Below are 16,747 nucleotides of genomic sequence, written 5' to 3' on the forward strand. Positions count from 1 at the left end.
TCGCTGGCGAAGCCTGTTGCACGTACCATCTTAGGTAGATTTTTGAGCTTTGCCCTGCCGGCGTTCGCCATTTTCGAGGAGGGATCCTTGTTCGATTTCGCGCAAGCTGCCGTGGCGCAAATTGGAAGCCGCTGCCGCGCTTCTGATTCCCTGAATGGGATACTCGCAATTCTGTTCGCTTCTGCCCTGCTGGCTGCCCCCTGCCTTGCCCAGCAGGCAGGCGATCCCGCCAGTCCGGCGGCGGAGACGAAAGCCGTCCAGTCCGCTGCCAAGGATGGGACTGCCAACCCGAAAAAAGCCAACGTGAAGGACGCTGCCGCGGCGCGGACGGAAATTTCCGACTGCGCCGGCGGCGAGATTTTCCAGGCGCTCGCCAATACGGCCAACAGCGCTGCGATCATCTACAACAGCAATCTCGTGCCCGCCGGAAGCAATGTCGAATTCGGGATCGCGAGCTCTCTCGATCCGGAGGCGCATTATTTCGCGGTCTTCCTGGAGAACAAGGAAGTCCCGCGGGACGAGGTCAGGCACGGCGCCCGCGCGCGAAGAGCGGGCGAAACCGACGACCTCGTCGTGAAGCGCTTGCTGAAGTCCGGCGACACGATCGTTTCGATCGACGTTCCCAATGATGTCGCGGGATGGTGGACCCGGCGGAACCTCTACATCTACCAGTGCGACAGCACGCGAAGGCCGCTCAACGTTTCCTACCTGCCGGTCTATCTCAGCCCCTACTCCCTGAGCATCGGGCTGGCACTCGCGATCGTGCTCGCCGCCTATTTTCTCTCCGCGAAGGCCTTTGCGCGTTTGAGCGGGACGTCGTTGAAAGGCGTTCAAGCCTGGAACCCAATCCGGATCACGGCCGGCTCCGACAATCGCGGCAGTCTCTCGGCCTTCCAGGTATTCTTCTTCACGATCCTGGTTTTTGCGATGCTCGCCTATATCCTGCTTCGCACGGGCGTGCTCTCCGACCTGTCAACCACGATCCTGCAATTGCTCGGCATCGCAGGCATCGGGGCCGCGGCCGCCAAGGGAGCGGAGTCCTCAAAGATAGCGCTCGAGCCCACAAATCAGGCCTGGCTCATGAACAAGGGCTGGTTCGACAAGGACTCGACCCGCGCCACACCGGAGCCGAGCTTCTACGACCTTATCTCGAGCGACGGCGGTTTCGACGTTTACCGCTTTCAGAGCCTGATATTCACAGGCGCGGTAGGGCTCGCACTTTTCGCCGGCGGCGTGTTTCAGCTTGCGTCCTTCACGGTACCGCAGAACATCCTCGGTATTTTGGGTCTCAGCCAGGTGGTGTATATCGCAGGGAAGCTCGTGACCTCGAACAACGCAACGCAGTTGAACGCGGTCGTCACCGATCTGCGCAACGCCGAAACCGCTTATCGCGAAGCCGCTCAGGCCACCAGCGATACCCAGGAGGCAAGAGACAAGGTCGCCCGTGCGAGAGCCGCCTTCGTCGACAAGGCGGGAGGGGCGGCAAAGCTTTTCACCGACGTCACCAACCGTCCTGTCGACGCTGCCAAGCTCCAGCCGTCACCGGGACCGGCTTGATCTCCGGGTTCGGGAGTCGGGACTCATCAATCGATGGGGGCTGGAGCCGGTGAAGCGCCCGGTTCGAAATGGCGATCGTCCTCTGATTCAGCGAGAATGAGGATCCGCTGAATTTCCGTCACCCTCGTCTCGGCGGAGCTTCCTGATGAATGCCGCGATGGCATCATAAGCTTGCAGCAATGGTGGGGTCAGAGAAAAGAAGGAGCCGAGCGCGATTGCAATGATGGCGTGCCGAAGCGAAAAACCCTCATCCGCCTCCACCAGCCGGCTGTTGGGATTGATCAATGCCGGCGACAGGTCGCTCTGTCCGCTCTCAGCATTAGACCTCCGCGGCTTTCGCGGCGGGATCATGATCACGACGAAGAGAGCATTAATCAGCAGCCAAATGCCGAGGATAATGAACAGGGTGCGCATCGGAAATCCAAAAAAATACAATTGGAAAAATCAGTCACGTCGCTTCTAGGTATGTTCGTTCACGCTTCCGTCACAATCATCCAGGTACTCGTGACAAGCTAGTTGATGGCCGGCCTATCGAGTTGCCTTCCCGACTCCAAGTTCAAGATCTGGGTGTGCGCTATCTTGTGTCTTGCGGTAAGTCCGAGAGCAATCGTTTGATCTCGGCTCCATCCGGGTTCGCCGCGCGCCCGCCGCTCTCGATAATCGATCAACCAGACAGTTTCTTCATGGGTGAGGCCCGCGAAGACGTCACGCCGCTCGGAATCAGTCTCTATTTCGCTCAGGTAGGTGACGTGTGTCCGCAGCTTCTCTGCCGTCATGTTGGTTTCTTCGCTTGCCGATTTGCTATGATTGCGGTCTTCGCAGGGGAATGACCTGTCCCGAGCTCACCGGCTCTGGAGGTTCGGGTGAAGTTGATTCCGGTCTTTTTCCGGCCTTGAACCTCGTCCAGCGAAGCTTGGTCGTGTAGCCGTAGAGCACGTTGAGCCAGGTCTCAGACAGCGTCGCGCTCGTGAAAGGCAGTTCGGGCATGTTCCAGTCTGCGTCGTCCTCGATGCCAGGATCCATAGGCACCGGAACCGCCGACCCGGCCCATACGATGCCGCCCCCAGGAAGTTGGACATATTCGCAGAGATCCCCGTCCGTCCAGTCCTGGACCAAAAGGGCAAGACCTCTGGGATGATCGGCGAAGAAAAAGCCGACGATCTGGTGAGTGTCGATTGAGCGGACGAGATAAGCGGGCATTGGCAATCCAAAAATTGTAGATTGCCTCTTTTTCCCGAACTTGCCAAGCCCCCCGCCCGCTGGGATTTGAGCTTACTTGCCCGATGATTTGTTCAGGTCGTAGCTCGTGGCAGCTCGAAAGAAGGGTCTTCCCAACAGGGGTCCGATTGACGTTGTTCCTGTTTTTCCCGAGTTCTCAACCGAACGGTTGATGTTTTGCAGTGCGGAGCAGGTACATTCGGCGTGATTCACCAATCGAGCGGTTTTGGTTTGACCGCGGTCAACGAAAGCGCAGACTCGAAAGACCGGGATTTTGCATCACCCTCCCGGGGCTGGAGCAGCGCCGTCCGCCGTTACATTTCAAGCGGACGGCGCTGTTGGATACATACGGATTGCCCCCGGAGCAGCAAACGACACGGGACAACGGCGGTTTGCCGTCGGCTGGTCATGAAGTAGGGTCGACTATCCGTCTTCAGGGTGAAGCGCAGCCTTCATGCTCCGCAGCCTGGCTATTCTCCACATGATTTGTTCCACCAGGCCCGTATCGAAATCGGACAGCTGAACGACGAGTCCCTTGAATCTCTGAATCTTCCTATCGAAGATCGAGCAACGCTCACACATCGTATGCAATGGCCCTGGCAAAAAGGCTGCTCCCGATACTCACACGGGCAAAGCGTATCGAACCAAAATTAACGCTCGCAGCATGTGGCGTAAAGGACGCACTCCGACGCATCACGATTGCGCGGCCCGCGGCCGCGTCCCGACCAGCAGGGCGCTTCCGTCAAAGTGCGGACGGCGGCGATCTTTTCGGGTCGACATAAAGGTCTATAATGAATTTTTTAATCGACAGGTATTGCCTTGCCATCATCCATTGAACTGATCGTTGCTTCTCTGGTGGAATTGAAGGACCGGCCGGGGCTGGCAGAACTGCGAGAGCATCGGTGCCAGTTGCTCGAGCAACTCCGCACCGTATCCGGTATTGATCCGACCCGGACCATCGAGCGGATTGAGGTAGACATTCGGACGATTGATGAGGGGCTCGAGCAACTCAAGCCCCCGCCAGGAACGTTGCCCGACAACGACTGGCGCTGACTCAGATCTGCGCCTTCAAAAGCAGCCTTGTCTGCCGCTCCATTTGAAGCGCGAGCTGTTTGCGCTCAAACTTGAGGGCGGCTTGTTCGTCGAGCGTGATGTGCCCTTCTCGCTCGAGAACGTTGATCAGAAAAACCTGGTCTTCAATATGCCTTTGGCGCTTTTGGATATCTTCCATGAGGCCTTCGAGCTCGGTTCGGAGGTCTGTATCCATAGTTGATGCCCTTCAATCGCATGCTGAAATGCATTCACTATGTGTCCGAGACCTTAAGCAAGGTTTGCCGTTCGAATTGCTAGTATCGGCCACCATAAATAATGTAAATAAAAAGCGCGTGCCGTTAACTCCGGAAGCGTGTTGCCCGAGGTACTATGAGGATGATCCCCGGCCGGACCGTTCGGTAGGCCGCCCGTCTGCCCTGGCGCCCAAACATCGAAACGCTCAGAGGTTGCGTTGATGGCCGGCGACCGAGAAGGCAGGCCGTACATTCCGACCTTCCGGCCATTGACGCGCCCCGGGATCCGAATCGACGACAGCAGGATCATGCTGGCTGACCTGATGCGGTCCTCAGCGCCCGGCGCCGACGCGCGCGTCGAAGTCCTCGGCAAAGCTCCCTGGACTACCCCTGCCCCGGTTCGCGGACCCTCATGCACTTCGCCTTATCGGAAGAGGCGATACCTGAGGTTGCCACATCGCAGCACAGCAATAATCCAATTCAGCAGTAAAATCAGATTGCTAAGGAGCAGAAAATGCGCAGACTTTGTGCGGCGCGGCAAACGCCCCGGTGTCGAGGATTGGGAAAGGGCTAAGCTGCCTCAGTTGCACGCCTATTGGGCGCGAAAGTCGAAGCCTTGAGCGATTACTGCAAGCTGTGTCTGAAATGTCATAGGTAAGATCACAGCATTTTGCTAACTCTTCCCGGTCAATACTATTTGTTAAATGCCTTTTATGGTGGGGACGATGAAGCCGGCGTATTTTGCCTTCGCAACGATCATCCTGGCGGCCGCCCCGGCACAAGCGGAGCAGTTCTCAATCAATGACGCCCTGCGTCAGGCGATGCAGACCAACCCGGGTGTGGGTGAGGCATCGGCAAACCGTCGTGCAACCGAGAGCGAACTCCGCCAGACCCAGAGTACGCTCTTACCGCAAGTGCGGATTGACGCCAGCTATGGGCCGGAAAAGTTCGACCAGCCCCCTGGCTTTGTAGCTCCAAGCATTGCGGTCCCGACGACGGGATCGGGGCCGTGGCGGAACGGGAGCCAGGAATCGGTCGTCGTCCGGCAGCTTCTTTTTGATGGTTTCACCTCGATCCACGAGGTGTGGCGCCAAAATGCGCGCGTGAACGCCGCCGCAGCACGCGTCAAGGAACGAACCGAGCTCATCGCCCTTGATGCCGCCGAGGCTTACGTTGACGTCGTGCGGTACATGCGTTTGGTCGGTCTGGCCGAGCAGAACGTTGCCAATCATGACAAGATCTTCTCGAACGTAAACTCGCGGTTTTCGGGCGGACGGGCCGGCGAAGGCGACCTTGAGCAGTCAAGGGAACGCGTCGAAAGTGCCCGCGCGGCCTTGGCCGAGTTTCGCCGTAGCCTCGAGGATGCACGGGCAAAGTTCCGCAAGGTCGTTGGCGTAGAGCCCTACAATGTGCGCTTCCCCGGCCCGTTGCGGGGGCTTCCGGCCAGCCGGGATGAAGCACTCGCGGTCACGCTGCGGTTCAACTCCACGATTGCGGCGGCTCAATCGGATGCCGATGCCGCCAAGCATGCCTTCAAGTCCACGGACGGTCTGTTCACCCCCAAATTCTATCTTGAGGGTCGGGCGACGCATTACGACAACTCCTTCCCCTACGTTGCGGCCGCCGGCTCGCCCGCCGTTACCCATGAGGACTACAGCGGCAAAGTCGTGATGTCCTGGGACATCTTCCGCGGCGGACAGGATGCCTGGAATCGCTCGGAAAAGGCCGAACGGTTCACGGAAGCCACGGCACGGCACGCCCGCTTGCAGCGGGACGCATATGAGTCCATCGACAAGGCCTGGAACGCTCGCACGATAACACAGACCCGCATTTCGGCGCTGACCGGCCAGCTGGAGGCGGATCGCAAAACCATCGCCGCGTTCCAGAAGGAGTATGAGCTGGGCCAACGCTCGCTCATCGACCTTCTGAATGCCCAAAACCAGTTCTTCAATGCGCAGGTTTCGCTGACGTCGGCGCGAGCAGTCGTGGTGTTTGCCGATTATCAGTTGCTCGCCGCGACTGGAACGCTGATCGAATATCTAAAGGCTCCTCCCCCGGTCGACGCGGCTCCAACCGATCTCAACCTGTTCGGCCTGCCGGATTACAAGGCGCCCACGTTCCGCTGGACGCTTCCGCAGAGCGGTTCTGAGCCGCTGCGGGTTGCTGTCCCGGCGCCGACGGCCGCGCCGGTTCGACTGTCATATGCTGCGACCGAGCCCACCACGTCGGGTTTCGGCGATCGCTGGTCGGGCGAGCCCGACAAGACCGCCGCCTCGGCCAAGGTCGCTGGCGTGTCCGCCTGGTTTGCACAGCGTGCAGGCTCCAGTGGGCCGATCGTGCTCGATGGCTCGACGGGCCAGCGCAGCTCATATGCCCCGACCGAGAAGCCCCATTGGCTCCTGACCGCATTCTCGCCAACTGCAAAGTAGCGACATCGGTCGACCGACCAACTAAAAGCCCGCACAGATGTGCGGGCTTTCTTAGTTCCGGGCCTGCCCCCGATAACGCACGGATAGCTTTCCTGCCTGCGATCGTTAATCCTTAATCGCGCCCGTCCAAATAAGTAAATGAATTAACTGGCAGTTTGTCGTATTCTGCGACGACTTTGCCAAGCTCGTTTCATCGCTTTTCATTTAAGGCTTATCAGCTTGTTGTTTCGTCAAACAAAGAAGTCCTCGGCAGAAGGCGCACGCCCGCATAACATCGGCGAAGAGTCCACGGCATCGGTTCGGGCCGAGAAGGTCGAAGCGAAACAAGGCGATCCCTTGCTGGACTCGCTGATCTTCCTGGCCGGGCATCACGGCAGAGCCGTGACCCGCGATGGCTTGCTCGGCGGCCTGCCGATCCTCGATGGACGCCTGACGGTTTCTCTCTATGAGCGGGCGGCGCGCCGTGCCGGCCTGGAGACTGAGGCCACCAAACGCAAGCTGCTGGACATCCCCTCTCTCGTTCTTCCCGTCGTGCTGATCATGAAGAACGGAGCGACGCTGATCTTGCTGAGCATTGACGAGGGCAAGCGTACCGCCAGGGTGATTGACCCAAGCGACCGGCCGTATGTGCCGCAGATATTGACGTTGGACGTCATCGCCGCCGGTTATACGGGGTATGCTTTTCTGGTCCGGGCGGCCGCCGAGTCGGACGCGCGAGCCGTCGCGGCCGGCAGCCTTCCCCGGCAGCACTGGTTCTGGTCCGTCGTAAAGGCCCATTGGCGCAACTACGGGCATATCGCGCTGGCGGCCCTGCTGATCAATGTTCTGGCCCTGGCCATGCCGCTCTTCACAATGAGCGTCTATGACCGGGTCATCCCGAACGGAGCTATCCCCTCGCTCATTGCTCTTTCGATCGGCATGGGCCTCGCAATCGTCTTTGATCTGATCCTGCGGATGGTCCGGAGCAAGATGATCGACGTGACGGGCAAGACGATCGATGTCGTCCTTGCAGCCAACATTTTCGAGCATGTTATGGCTGTGAAGTTGTCGCAACGGCCGACATCCGTCGGCATTATTGCCAACCAGCTTCGGGATTTCGATTCCGTTCGCGAATTCTTCACCTCGGGCAGCGTGGTCTCGGCAACCGATCTGCTCTTTGCCATCCTGTTTGTAGCGGTTCTCTTCGTGGTCGCGGGACCCTTGGCTTGGGTGCCGTTGCTGATGCTGCCGGTCATGATCTTAATTGGACTGGTCTTACAACGCCCGCTCAATCGGGCGATGAAACGCTTGCAAGCCGAGTCGGCAGCTCGCCACGGCGTGCTCGTCGAATCGCTCGCCGGTCTGGAAACTGTGCGCGCGTCCGGCGGTGAAGCACGGATGCAGACGGCTTGGGAGCGTTCGGTTGCAGCGACAGCAAGGTCCGGCGAGGCCGTACACTTCTGGTCATCCCTGGCGCTGACCGCGGCCAACTCGGCACAGATGCTGACAAGTCTGCTCCTGGTCGTAATTGGCGTATTCCTGATCCAGAACGGCACCCTGACAGTCGGTGCGCTGGTCGCAGCCAACATGCTCGCCGGCCGCGTTTTGGCGCCGATTGCAGGCATCGCGTCCGTGATCACCCGTGGCACCCAAACTTTTTCGTCGCTCAAATCCATCGACCGAATCATGAGCTTGGAACGGGAACGTTCACCGGAACGGACCTATGTCGCCAGAAAAATCGAGCGAGGCACCATCAGTTTCGAAAACGTCTCCTTCACTTACCCCAATGCTCCCGGAAAGGCGCTGGAGAAGGTCACATTCAAGATTCAGAGCGGTGAGCGCGTTGGAATCATTGGTCGAGTTGGTTCGGGGAAGACGACTGTCGGGCGACTTTTGCTCTCGTTCTACGAGGCGCAAGATGGCCGCATCCTGATCGATAGCGTCGACTCGCGCCAGTATGATCCCGCCGACTTGCGCGCCGGCATCGGCTTTGCCATGCAGGACACCGATCTGTTCTTCGGGAAGCTGCGCGACAACATAACCTTGGGCTATCCGGCCGCGACGGACGAAGAAGTGCTTGCGGCTTCGCGCCTGGCCGGAGTGGAAAGCTTCATCGCAGGTCACCCCATGGGCTACGACATGCCCATAGCAGAGGGCGGACGCAGCCTGTCGGGCGGTCAAAAGCAAGCCATCGGCTTGGCGCGCGTCTTGATCCGCAAACCCAAGATCCTGTTTCTGGACGAGCCAACCGCCCATTTCGACGTCCGCAGCGAAAGCGAGTTCCTCGAACGACTCAAGACGCTCGATAATGCGCAAATGACCATCATCATCTCCACTCATCGTCTTTCACTGCTGTCGATGGTCGATCGCCTGCTGCTGTTCGACAACGGGCGGCTGGTCGCCGATGGACCGCGCGACCACGTCTTGAGCTTGTTGCAAGGAAAGGCTCCGTCGACCGAGTCTGTCGCCAATCCCAGAGTGGTTCAACCCGTCCCCCCGGCGCAGAAATCCAATGTCAGCTGATTTCACTTACGCCAACGACATCCGTGCAGCCGTCAAGCTGAGGACGCCGAAAACCTCGCGAATGTTGCTGTGGGCCTTCTTCGGCCTGTTTGCGACATTCCTGACGTGGGCTCATTTCGCTGTGCTCGAAGAGGTCAAGCGCGGCAATGGCAAGGTCGTTCCCTCGCGGCAAATTCAGGTTGTCCAGTCGCTGGAAGGCGGGATCGTCGGCGACATTCTCGTCCAGGAAGGCGCCACGGTTCAGCAAGGCCAGTCGTTGATGCGGATCGAGGACACCAAGTTCGCGTCCGAATTCGGCGAGATACGGGAACGCCGCGCCGCGATGGCGGCCCGCGTTGCGCGCCTGGATGCCGAAGCGAGGGGGCGCAACGAGATCGTATTTCCGGACCAGATCGAGGGGGTTGTACCTGCGACCGTGGCGACGGAACGAAGCGTGTTCAAGGCCCGCGCGCAGAAGATCGCGCAAGACATCGACGTTCTCACCCAGCAGATCACGAGGCTGAGCCAATCGTCCGCGCTGCTCGATCGCGAGCTGACGCTGACCCGGAAGCTGTACGAACAGAAGGTCGTCCCCGAGATCGAGATGCTCCGGCTGGAGCGTCAGTCCGCGGAGGTCAGGGGTCAGATGGCCGAAGCCAAATCGAAGATCGCGACCACGATCTCGACATTTCGCGCGCAAGCCGACGAGGACCTCGCCAAGTCCAGGGGCGATCTCGCCGTCCTCGACGAGAATATCAAGTCGGCGCAGGACAGGGTTCGCAGGACGGATCTGCGTTCGCCGGTTCGCGGCATCGTCAATAAACTGAACGTAACCACGATCGGTGCCGTCGTTCAGCCCGGTGCGAACCTCATGGACATCGTTCCGCTCGACGATACCTTGCTGGTCGAAGGCAAGATCAGGCCGCAGGATATTGCCTTCATCCGCCCGGGCCAGGATGCCGTCGTCAAGATATCCGCCTATGACTCCTCGGTTTACGGCCATCTGGCCGGCAAGGTCGAGCGGATCAGCGCTGACACGATCCTCGACGACAAGAGCGAGTCGGCGCAGCGACCGGAGACCTACTACCGGGTGATGGTTCGAACCGACAAGAACCATTTGGGCACTGAAGAGGCTCCGCTCCCGATCATCCCGGGCATGATCTCGACGGTCGAGATCCTGACCGGCAAGAAGAGCGTTCTGGATTATATCCTGAAGCCGGCTCGCACCTTGCGGGATGAGGCTTTGCGCGAGCACTAGGCCGGGCGGCGCTCGCCTTGCTTAATGCGTCCTTAACCCGCGCCTGCAAGCTTTAGCGTTGCTGGAGGTGCGCGTTCATCGCGCCGGCTCATTCCTGGCCCCCCTTCCCCGGCTTTAACCCGACTTAAGCGCGCCCGAGCGCACGCTGGCTCCCGATAAACAGGTCGGGATGACGATCAGGCGCGCAAAGACGCCGGCGACGTCCCGAAATATGGGGACGGTCAATGAAGTCGCGTTTTGGACAGCGGCGGCAGGACTTTCTGGCGCTCGCAGCAGCCATGGTGGTCTCGCTCAACGGTTTTTCGACCTCGGCCGCGCTCGCCGCCGATGTCGGGCCGGCCGATTCGACTGAAATCGCGCCATCCGGCGCGGACACCATTCAGGCTCCCGCGACGTTCTTCACGATCAACGCGGTGCTGGCAAAGCTGGACCGCGAGCGCGGCCGGGGACCAAATGCCGTGCGCCTGGCGGCGCTGACGCCGCCCTCCCCCACGGCGACGGACGCTCAACCTGAAGCGGCCCCTCTTTCAGGCATTGCCCCGCTCGGCAATGAACCGTTCGGCCTCTTCACCTTCCGGGCGCCTGACAGCGAGGTCTGGCGCAAATGGCGTGCGGTCGAAGGAGAGATCGCCCGCGAGCAAGCCGTGCTCGAGCGCTGCAGGTCCGAGGCCGCGAGCTGCCCGCCTAACGCCGCGCAGTTCCTCAGGCTTGTCGGTGCAGTCAAGGCAAAGTCCGGGCGCGCCCGGCTCGAGGAAGCCAATCTGGGTGTCAACACCGCGATCCGCTATGTCAGCGATCTCGCCCAATATCGTGAGCTCGACCGCTGGAGCTCGCCACTGGCGAGCTTTGCGACGGGCAAAGGCGATTGCGAAGACTACGCGATCGCCAAATACGCCGCGTTGCGCGAAGCCGGTTTCCCGGACGCCGACATGCGCCTGCTCCTCGTCCGTGACCGGACCGTGCGGCAGGACCACGCGGTGCTTGCGGCTCGTCTCGACGGCCGCTGGCTGATCCTGGACAACCGGTGGGCGGGCTTGCGGGAGGACAACGGCGAGCTGAATTTCGCCCCGCTGTTCGCGATCAATCACGACGGCGTGCATCTGTTCGCCAAGCCTTATGCGAAGGCTCAGCCGCTCACGGCCGAAGCTGCGCCGGCGGCGGCGGGATCGGGATGGGCGGGCTCGGGGCCGGCGGACACCGGTGGCGGCGGGTCACTGAGCACGCTCCCGCTACTTCTTTGAGATAAAGCAAAACCGCCGGCGAGAGGCTCGCCGGCGGTTTGGTATCTGCCTGACCGCTTCCTTACGCCACGTGGACGGCGTTAGCTGCGGGAATGCCCGTGCTGATGTGAGCAAGATCGATCGCGTGAGCCGCTGTGTTGTTGTCCGAGTAGTACAGCTCATTCGTGGTGGTATTGAAGAAGAAGTTCGTACCATTAAAGGCGCTATCGTGGGTCTGATCGTTTGCACCTGTTACAGCCGAATTGAACGTGACCGTCTGGGCCGTATTGATGGTCAGGTTCAGGCCTGCAAGGTCGACCACGATCGAGTCACCGGCATTAAAGTCCGAGATCGTGTCATGACCGCCACCGGAGGCCTGCAGCACGAAGATATCGTTGCCGCCGTTGCCTTTCATGGTGTCGTCAGCAGTGCTGCTCTGCAGGACCTCGTTCCCCGATGTGCCGGTCATGATGTTGCCCGCAATCTGCACATCCAGGGTCGTCGCACCGGTCGTATCGCCGTCAGCATCGACATTCGTGACGTTGAACTGCAGATCGGCAGCCTGAGTTGTCGTCGTCGTCGTAATTAGCCCGATATCGGAGATCTTGACGACGTCGTTGTCCACCGTGCCGGAACTGAAGGCCTCCGTTCCCGTGCTGGCACCGGTAGCGCCAGTACCAACAGCACCGTTGAAATTGACTCCGCTGCCGCTCAAGCTCTCCGTCGAAGTGATCACCTGAGCACCGTCGATCTGCCAGTTTCCCGCGCCGAGGCTGGGCAGATAGTCGTTGCTCTGGATGATGATGGCGCCATCGTTGTTGTCGAGGGTGATGCCAAATCCCGACGGCGGCGGGCTTGAGTGGGTGAAGACATCGGCGGTGTCGACGACAAGCAAGAGATGCGTTGTTGCACCGTCATCGGCTGTGCCCGCAATGCCGTCTGTCCCCACGTCGATCAGCTTCAGGTTTACGATGATATCCTCGCTGTTGAAGCCGTCGAACTTGAGGAACATCGTCGAGGCCGACGTAATGTCCGTGTGGTTCAGGAAGCCTTGCGGGTTGGAGGCGAAGAAGTTGAAATCGAGGAGTTCCCCCTTCTGGATGGTATCGCCGGCCACACCGTTGGAGCCTCCGGAGACCGAGACCCACGTATCACCTGCGGCGGCAAGACTCTCCCCCTGAGTGAAGACGCCATTTCCTCCAGCCGTCAGGGGGGCACCGTCATCGCCGGTGAACTGAACCCAGAAATTCGGGCTCAACTCGGTCACCATGACCGCAGGCTGCGTGTTGTCTGTCGTGCTCGAGTTGGGCTGATACCCCGTGAACGAGAGCCCCTGCGACGTTTCGAGCGTCGTGAAGCTGCTGATCGGGCTGTCCAGCAAGATATTGTATGTGCCATTGACCTTGTCGAAGGTCAGCGTTCCCGTATCGGTCGTCAGCGTGCTGGACGACGGATCCGCCTGATAGTCGAACGTGATATGGAAAACCGCACTCGTTGAAGTCTCGGAGGTCCAAGTCACAGACTGGTTGGAAATGGCGTTCGAGCCGACGGTGCCCGTCAGCGTGATCGGTGCAAAGTCGGAATGGGTCGAATCGTAGATCGTATGGGCATCGGTACCGATATTGTACTGATAGATGCCCGTACCGCCGGTATGCCCGGCCCCATTCGCGGAATTCGCATAGACGAGGTTCGTCTCGGCAACAAGTGTCGGTCCGCTGTCCTGGATCGTGAACACGCCCGTACCGAGATTGATCGCGGCCGACGCTTGGTCGGAATCCCCATCGGTGATGGTCTGGATCACCTGAAGCAAGTTGGCAGACAACAGTGTCAGGGTTGCCGGATCGTCCGGGTTCGTCGGATCCGGATTCCAGATATTGTTGACCTGCACGAACGTCACGACACCAGTCGACTCGTTGATGGTGATCGTGAAGTAAGTCGTTCCGTTAGCGGTGCCAGTAATCGTATCGCCCGACTGGTTCAGGACGATCTGCGTGCCTTGGCCGATGCCGTCACCATCATTGCCGATACCGGAGGCAGGTTTGACGTCGGTGGGGTCCAGCGCATACAGGCCGGACGCGACATCGATACCGGTCAATTTCAGGGTGTAGAGCGTGGTGCCGGGACCATCCGCACCGTAGCTGCCACCCACGAAATTGTCGGCGAAATTCGCTGTGACGCTGGCCAGACCGTTCGGCGCGGTGTGGACCGATGTATCGGTCCCTACCGGACGGGTCTCGTCCAGTACCAGCGTATCCGTCGACCCAGTCACCGTGCCGGTCTTCGGGCCGTCATCGTCGAAGCTGATCTTGCCCGACACGTCGACCGGCGTGCTCGCCTGGTCGCCGTCGCCGTCCGTGATCGTCACCGTCACCGCCAGCGAGTTCGCGTTCAGCGACACCCCGTCGTCCGGCGTGTTGCTCGCGCTGTCCTGGTGCAGCGACAGATACTGCTCGACCGTCACCGCGCCCGTCGTGCCGTTGATCGAGATCGCAAACGCCGCCTGGGTGGCGAAGCTGCCCGCCTGCACCACGCCCACGATCACGCTGCCGTCGCCGTTGACGTCGACGAGGCTGATCGTCGAGCCGTCGGTCACGAACAGACCAGACGCCGCATTCGTCACCGTCAGCTTGTAGGCCGTCGACCCGGAAGTCGCCGGGCCGTCCGCGCCGAACTGCGGCGTCGCCGTCACCAGCGCGACGTCCACCGCATGCGCGATATAGCCCGTGCCCGTCACATCCGGATCGTCGCCCTTGACGATCGCCCCGGTGTTGATGGTCGCCGCCGTGCTCGTCGGCGGGGAGCCCGCATCCGTGTTGCCCTCGTCCAGCGCCGCCGTCGCACCCGACACCACCGCCGTCACCTTCGGGCCGTCATCCAGGAACGTTACCCGCGGGCCGAGGTCGATGCTCGCGGTTGCCGTGTCACCGTCATTGTCGGTGATCGTTCCCGTCAGCGTCACCGCGCCGCTGGCAAGGTTGATGCCTTCGTTGCCGTCCGGATTCGTGCCGTCGGCTTCCTTCACCGCGCGGTCGTCCGTGAACGTCACCACGCCATTGCTGTCGACCGACAGCGTGAACACCAGCAGATCGCTCGCCGCGGTGTGGCCCTCCACGGTCGTGCCGTTCATCACCAGCACGACAGCTTCGCTGGTCTGCGCGTCCACCAGGCCGCTCGTCCCGGAGGGATCGATCGACAGCGCAAAGCTGATCGGGTGCTGCGGATCCGGCACACCGTCCGCGCCGGTCACCGACTGGAAAAAGCCGCCGAACGACGCGCTCGCCGTGTTGTTGCCATTGTGAATCGAGCCGTCGATGCCGTTGGTCGCAATCGTCAGGTTGCTCTCGTCGACGACCAAGTTCGGAAGCGCTCGCTCCTCACCCTCCAGGACGACCTGAATCGACGGACCATCGTCCTGCAATGTCAGATGCGGGCCAACATCAACGCTCGCGCTCGTGCTCTGATTGTTGTTGTCCGTCACCGTGGCCGTCAAGGAGATAAGGCCGGCGGGCACATGCGTGCCCTCGCTAATGTCGCCGTCCTCGCCCGTGCCTTCGTGCACCGAGCGCAGATCCGTCAGCGTCAGCTTTCCGGTGGCATCGACGGACACCGTGAAATCCTGCGGCCCATTGACCGCTGCAGCCGCATCCTTGCCTTCGCGGCCGACCACGACTCCGTTCTCCAGGAACAGAAACACGTGATTTCCGGTCTGGGAATCGATCAGTCCGGTATCCACACCCGGCGCACTGATCGACAGGCCAAAGGTCAGCGACTGCTGGCCGCCCGGCACATTGAGCGTGACGGGCAGAAGGCCCGAAACCGTCGTATTCGCCAGGTTAGGCGTGGAGCCGTCGATGACGTTGGTTCCCGCGGTCAGGAAGCTCTCGTCCACCACCAGTTCGGGCAGCGTGCCCAGCGCAATCGTCGGAGCCGGCGGAGTTGGCGTCTGCGGGATAAAGCCGGTGGGGAAATTAACCTGGAACCCCGGCAGCTCCTCCTGGGGAGCCAAATCGTTGGTGGGCACGAGCGGCAGAGGATCGACCGTAAACGGGCTGAAGTTCGCACCGCTCGCCTGCGCGTTGTTCTGCCCCAACGAGTCTCCGGCTGCGGGGAGAACGGCCGAAGCCGCGGAGGGGTCATTGATGATCGGGAAGGCGCTGGCGAATTCGGCAACGGTCAAGTCACGACCCGGCGCGACCTCGATGGTCAGATTGCCGAGTTGATCGTGCCGGGAGTCGAAGAACGGCTCGACCGTTACGGTAGAGTGATTGTCGAAAAGAATGATCAGCTTTTCGCCGATATGGACGAGCGTGATCTTCTCATTCGCAATTGCCGAAAAATCGACCTGGACTTTTTGATCATAGCCCAGGTTCAAAACCACAGCCTGATCGGCGAAGGGCTTGGTCAGTTTGAAGATGCGCGGCGGCGAGGCGTTGTTTGAATTTCCGGCGCCGGTAGCCTGGGCAACCTGAAACTGCGCATTCATGAAATCTCTCCGCCAAAAGGTCGTGAAGTGAAAAATTGAAGGCAAATTTACTTCGAAGTGTGTCTTTAAGCTATTGTTAACCCCCTCGGGGGTCAAGAAAACTATTTGGTTAATCAATACTTTCGATCAGTATGTGGTAAAGAAACCGCGCGGCCGCGATATGTCGCAAAACGGGCCAGATGCCCGCCGTTTTCGCGCATGTCGCTCCAGGCCTGGAGGGCGGCAGCTGGAGCAAAAGATGAGGAAATTACTCGTAACCGCCTTGCTGGCCGGATCTTTCGGATTGCAGGCCGCCGCTGCTCAGAACCAGCCGGTACCGGATGCCCGGACGGTCGAACGCACGGTCAAGGCATTGCCAAACAAGGACACGCAGATCGGGCTTTACATTAACGTCAGACCCGATTGCAGCTCCGGCCCCCTGCCAACCATTCGATTGGCAACCTCCCCCGTGTCGGGAAAGGTCGTCGTGAAGCCCGGCAAGGTAAAGGCAACCAACTACAAGGCCTGCCTGGCGCTGGAAGTGCCGGCTTACGTGGCCTTCTACAAGTCCCCTCCGGACTTCGTAGGCGACGATACGCTGACCATTGAGGTCAAATATCCTGGCGGGCGGATCGAGCTGCAAAAAATTACAATCAATGTCGCCGGGCCGGGCGGTCAGAAGATCTAGCGGCGCGCCGGCGTCACGCGGCCGTCGTTGACCGCGCTGATATCTAGGTTCTGTACCTATAATCATTGAGCGTTTGCGTTTGTTGTGATTCAAGGTCCCAGGAGGACCTTGATCATGGCCCGGTACGATGTTTCGGAGACCGAGTGGC

At 60.3% G+C, this 16,747-nt stretch carries 12 protein-coding genes; 7 read left to right on the top strand and 5 right to left on the bottom strand.

Translation table 11 applies throughout. The annotated features are described in order from the left end of the window. The first annotated feature begins 303 nt into the window (after positions 1-303). Entirely contained in the window at positions 304-1,557 is a 1,254-nt protein-coding gene (locus JQ572_RS31410; RefSeq protein ID WP_211386704.1) for a hypothetical protein, read from the top strand. 87 nt (positions 1,558-1,644) lie between these two features. Here JQ572_RS31410 and JQ572_RS31415 read toward each other — a convergent pair whose 3' ends face one another. From JQ572_RS31415 to JQ572_RS31425, 3 genes are all read right to left on the bottom strand, one after another. Then, positions 1,645-1,971, bottom strand: coding sequence for a hypothetical protein (locus JQ572_RS31415; RefSeq protein ID WP_211386705.1), 327 nt, complete (start codon positions 1,969-1,971; stop codon positions 1,645-1,647). Positions 1,972-2,069: 98 nt separating this feature from the next. Next, positions 2,070-2,333 carry a hypothetical protein gene (locus JQ572_RS31420; RefSeq protein WP_211386706.1) on the bottom strand — a complete coding sequence of 88 codons (264 nt, stop codon included), beginning with the start codon at positions 2,331-2,333 and terminating at the stop codon, positions 2,070-2,072. Positions 2,334-2,358: 25 nt separating this feature from the next. Further along, the gene (locus JQ572_RS31425) at positions 2,359-2,757 is read right to left on the bottom strand and encodes a hypothetical protein (protein WP_211386707.1); all 399 of its coding nucleotides are present in this window, start codon (positions 2,755-2,757) and stop codon (positions 2,359-2,361) included. Positions 2,758-3,594: 837 nt separating this feature from the next. Here JQ572_RS31425 and JQ572_RS31430 point away from each other — a divergent pair. Continuing rightward, on the top strand, positions 3,595-3,828 hold the full coding sequence (locus JQ572_RS31430) for a hypothetical protein (RefSeq protein ID WP_211386708.1): 234 nt from the start codon (positions 3,595-3,597) through the stop codon (positions 3,826-3,828). A 1-nt stretch (position 3,829) separates the two neighbouring features. On the opposite strand, the gene JQ572_RS31435 is transcribed toward JQ572_RS31430, so the two are convergent. Further along, the gene (locus JQ572_RS31435) at positions 3,830-4,006 is read right to left on the bottom strand and encodes a hypothetical protein (protein ID WP_211386709.1); all 177 of its coding nucleotides are present in this window, start codon (positions 4,004-4,006) and stop codon (positions 3,830-3,832) included. Between the two features lie 780 nt (positions 4,007-4,786). Between JQ572_RS31435 and JQ572_RS31440 the strand changes: the two genes are divergently transcribed. The 4 genes from JQ572_RS31440 (at position 4,787) to JQ572_RS31455 (ending at position 11,470) form a co-directional block, all read left to right on the top strand. Further along, on the top strand, positions 4,787-6,490 hold the full coding sequence (locus JQ572_RS31440; RefSeq protein ID WP_211386710.1) for a TolC family outer membrane protein: 1,704 nt from the start codon (positions 4,787-4,789) through the stop codon (positions 6,488-6,490). A 222-nt stretch (positions 6,491-6,712) separates the two neighbouring features. After that, on the top strand, positions 6,713-8,992 hold the full coding sequence (locus JQ572_RS31445) for a type I secretion system permease/ATPase (RefSeq protein ID WP_372703284.1): 2,280 nt from the start codon (positions 6,713-6,715) through the stop codon (positions 8,990-8,992). Then, positions 8,982-10,229 (top strand): HlyD family type I secretion periplasmic adaptor subunit, encoded by a 1,248-nt coding sequence (locus tag JQ572_RS31450; protein WP_211386711.1) that lies wholly within the window; start codon positions 8,982-8,984, stop codon positions 10,227-10,229. The genes JQ572_RS31445 and JQ572_RS31450 overlap by 11 nt, the downstream gene beginning before the upstream one ends. 224 nt (positions 10,230-10,453) lie before the next feature. Then, on the top strand, positions 10,454-11,470 hold the full coding sequence (locus tag JQ572_RS31455; protein WP_249129556.1) for a transglutaminase-like cysteine peptidase: 1,017 nt from the start codon (positions 10,454-10,456) through the stop codon (positions 11,468-11,470). A gap of 61 nt (positions 11,471-11,531) precedes the next feature. Here JQ572_RS31455 and JQ572_RS31460 read toward each other — a convergent pair whose 3' ends face one another. Further along, on the bottom strand, positions 11,532-15,932 hold the full coding sequence (locus JQ572_RS31460; protein WP_211386712.1) for a DUF5801 repeats-in-toxin domain-containing protein: 4,401 nt from the start codon (positions 15,930-15,932) through the stop codon (positions 11,532-11,534). A 238-nt stretch (positions 15,933-16,170) separates the two neighbouring features. Between JQ572_RS31460 and JQ572_RS31465 the strand changes: the two genes are divergently transcribed. Next, entirely contained in the window at positions 16,171-16,599 is a 429-nt protein-coding gene (locus JQ572_RS31465) for a hypothetical protein (protein WP_249129558.1), read from the top strand. Positions 16,600-16,747 lie beyond the last annotated feature (148 nt).

This window comes from Bradyrhizobium sp. SZCCT0153, from assembly GCF_018129995.1.
GTDB classification, from domain to species: Bacteria; Pseudomonadota; Alphaproteobacteria; order Rhizobiales; family Xanthobacteraceae; genus Bradyrhizobium; species Bradyrhizobium japonicum_G.

Coding starts and splice junctions, on each gene's coding strand:
- JQ572_RS31415 (WP_211386705.1), bottom strand. CDS start 1,971: ATGCGCACCCTGTTCATTATCCTCGGCATTTGGCTGCTGATTAATGCT.
- JQ572_RS31420 (WP_211386706.1), bottom strand. CDS start 2,333: ATGACGGCAGAGAAGCTGCGGACACACGTCACCTACCTGAGCGAAATA.
- JQ572_RS31425 (WP_211386707.1), bottom strand. CDS start 2,757: ATGCCCGCTTATCTCGTCCGCTCAATCGACACTCACCAGATCGTCGGC.
- JQ572_RS31435 (WP_211386709.1), bottom strand. CDS start 4,006: ATGGAAGATATCCAAAAGCGCCAAAGGCATATTGAAGACCAGGTTTTT.
- JQ572_RS31440 (WP_211386710.1), top strand. CDS start 4,787: ATGAAGCCGGCGTATTTTGCCTTCGCAACGATCATCCTGGCGGCCGCC.
- JQ572_RS31450 (WP_211386711.1), top strand. CDS start 8,982: ATGTCAGCTGATTTCACTTACGCCAACGACATCCGTGCAGCCGTCAAG.
- JQ572_RS31455 (WP_249129556.1), top strand. CDS start 10,454: ATGAAGTCGCGTTTTGGACAGCGGCGGCAGGACTTTCTGGCGCTCGCA.
- JQ572_RS31460 (WP_211386712.1), bottom strand. CDS start 15,932: ATGAATGCGCAGTTTCAGGTTGCCCAGGCTACCGGCGCCGGAAATTCA.
- JQ572_RS31465 (WP_249129558.1), top strand. CDS start 16,171: ATGAGGAAATTACTCGTAACCGCCTTGCTGGCCGGATCTTTCGGATTG.